At 56.7% G+C, this 2,196-nt stretch carries 3 protein-coding genes; 2 read left to right on the forward strand and 1 reads right to left on the reverse strand.

Annotation, left to right across the window (positions count from 1 at the left end; all coding sequences use genetic code 11):
• Positions 1 to 1,117, forward strand: a 1,117-nt coding sequence (locus tag VFU50_21300) for a glycosyltransferase (protein HEU5235408.1), incomplete at its 5' end; no start/stop codon positions are given.
• Complete coding sequence (locus VFU50_21305) at positions 1,114 to 1,866, forward strand: sugar phosphate nucleotidyltransferase (GenBank protein ID HEU5235409.1); 753 nt, start codon at positions 1,114 to 1,116, stop codon at positions 1,864 to 1,866. The genes VFU50_21300 and VFU50_21305, both read left to right, overlap by 4 nt.
• A gap of 3 nt (positions 1,867 to 1,869) precedes the next feature.
• On the opposite strand, the gene VFU50_21310 is transcribed toward VFU50_21305, so the two are convergent.
• On the reverse strand, positions 1,870 to 2,115 hold the full coding sequence (locus VFU50_21310) for a hypothetical protein (GenBank protein HEU5235410.1): 246 nt from the start codon (positions 2,113 to 2,115) through the stop codon (positions 1,870 to 1,872).
• Positions 2,116 to 2,196 lie beyond the last annotated feature (81 nt).

Below are 2,196 nucleotides of genomic sequence, written 5' to 3' on the forward strand. Positions count from 1 at the left end.
GCGGCAGGGCAATTCTCGCGTGAAGATCACCATCTTTGGCCTGACAATTTCTTCTTCCTGGGGCAACGGTCACGCCACCCCGTATCGCGCCATCATCAAGGCGCTGCATCGCATGGGGCACGAGATTCACTTTTTCGAGAAAGATGTCCCGTATTACCGCGCCCGCCGCGATTTTGATTCCGCTCCGTATTGTCGGCTGCATCTTTTTGACGAATGGTCTGGGATGCGCAGCGAGGCGCTGAGTGAAGCCAGCGATTCTGACGTCGTGCTCACGGCCAGCTATCTTCCTGAAGGCCGCCGAATCAACGATGAAGTGCTGAATCTCGCACGGCCTTTAAAGGTCTTTTACGACCTCGATACTCCGGTGACACTTGCAACTTTTGGCTGTGGCACGGTTGACTACATCTCTCCCGAACAGCTTCCGGAGTTTGACCTGGTGCTCTCCTTCACCGGAGGGCCGATCCTTTCCGAGCTTGAGAACCGTTACCGGGTCCGCATGGCGCGTCCGCTTTACGGCTGCGTTGACCCCGACGACTATTTTCGCGTGCAACCTTCGCCGAATTTCCAAAGTGACCTCAGCTACATGGGCACCTATGCGCCCGACCGGCAAGAGAAAGTCGACTCTCTCTTTCTCGAGCCTTCACGACGTCATCCTGAAACGCGATTCGTACTTGCGGGTTCGCTTTATCCCTTCGGCTGGCAGTGGCCTGAAAACGTCCGGAGAATCGAACACATTGCTCCACACGATCATCCCCAGTTCTACTCCTCCAGTCGCATCACCCTGAACCTTACGCGTGGGGAAATGGCCCAATGGGGATGGTGTCCTTCAGGGCGCTTCTTTGAAGCCGCTGCTTGTGCCACGCCTCTCGTCAGCGACTGGTGGGAAGGGTTGGATTATTTCTTCGATGTGGAGCGTGATCTGCGCGTAGTGAGCCGTCCGGACCACGTGGAGCAGGTAATGGCGATGTCTGATGCCGAACTCTCGGCGCGTGCCAAGCACGCCCGCGAGCGTACCCTTGACGATCACACTGGCCAGATCCGCGCCCGACAACTGCTCGAATACTTCGAAGAGGCCCGCTCCGGAGCGGAGCTTAAGGAAAGCGGGGCTGCACGATGATTGGAATTATTCCTGCCGCCGGGACAGGCCAGCGAATTCAACCGCTCGGCTGCTCCAAAGAGCTGCTTCCGGTCGGTTCGCGCGTAATCAATGGCGTCGAGCGGCCGAAAGCCGTTTCGGAATACCTCGTCGAGCGGATGATCGCTGCCGGTGCGGAGCAGATCTGTATGGTGATTTCAGCGGAGAAGGCTGACATCATCCGCTACTACGCTGAGCAGAACTATGCTGCCGAAATCTTTTACCTGGTACAACGCAAGCCTCAAGGATTGTGCGACGCCCTCTTCCGTGCAGCGCCCTTTGCCCGCTCCCACCAAGAGGTGCTCATCGGATTGCCCGATACTATCTGGTTTCCGGAAAATGCCTACCTCCCCAGCCTCGATCTGGAACAAACGGACGTAAATCTGGTTCTCTTTCCTGTACCCAATCCTGCGGCGTTTGATGCGGTCGTTTGCGACGAACAGGGGTACGTCAAGGAAGTGCAGGTCAAGACCGATGCTGCCGCGTCAAATTGGATCTGGGGCGCCGTCACGACGACCGGCGATTCCTTCCATCGGCTAAAGCTCTTGTGGGAATCGCGGCACCGTACTGACGAATACCTGGGCGATTTGATGAACGCGTTTATCGCCGCCGGCAACATTGTCAGGGGGAGGCATTGCGGCGAGGTCTATATGGACGTGGGGACTCTCGAAGGCTACCGAAAAGCACAGGACTACTTGCGGGGCAATCGCCCGCTTCTTAAGGCAGCTTAGGGATTAAGCGGCGCTGGCACGCAGGATTTCGCGAATCTCACGGTTTATCCTGGCGCAGTCCCGCCCGGCTTTGTCAATCAGTTCTGACCATTTGCGGGCACTGTCGTCCAGCTTCATCTGCTCCAGCAGATAGGAAGCTTGCATAATCGTCTCAATCGAGTTGCTCAGATCGTGCGCCAGGCTCCTCAGTCGGGTATTAATTTCGGCTGGGATCTTAGGAGCCGCGTCCATTTTCGGCTGTGCACTCATGCGCTCTCCCTAAAATTATTAGACTTTCTAAGACACCTTGCTTGCCGGACCGACAGTTCCGCAGCAGATTAGACGCTAAAC

Source organism: Terriglobales bacterium, assembly GCA_035764005.1.
Lineage (GTDB): Bacteria > Acidobacteriota > Terriglobia > Terriglobales > Acidobacteriaceae > Gp1-AA112.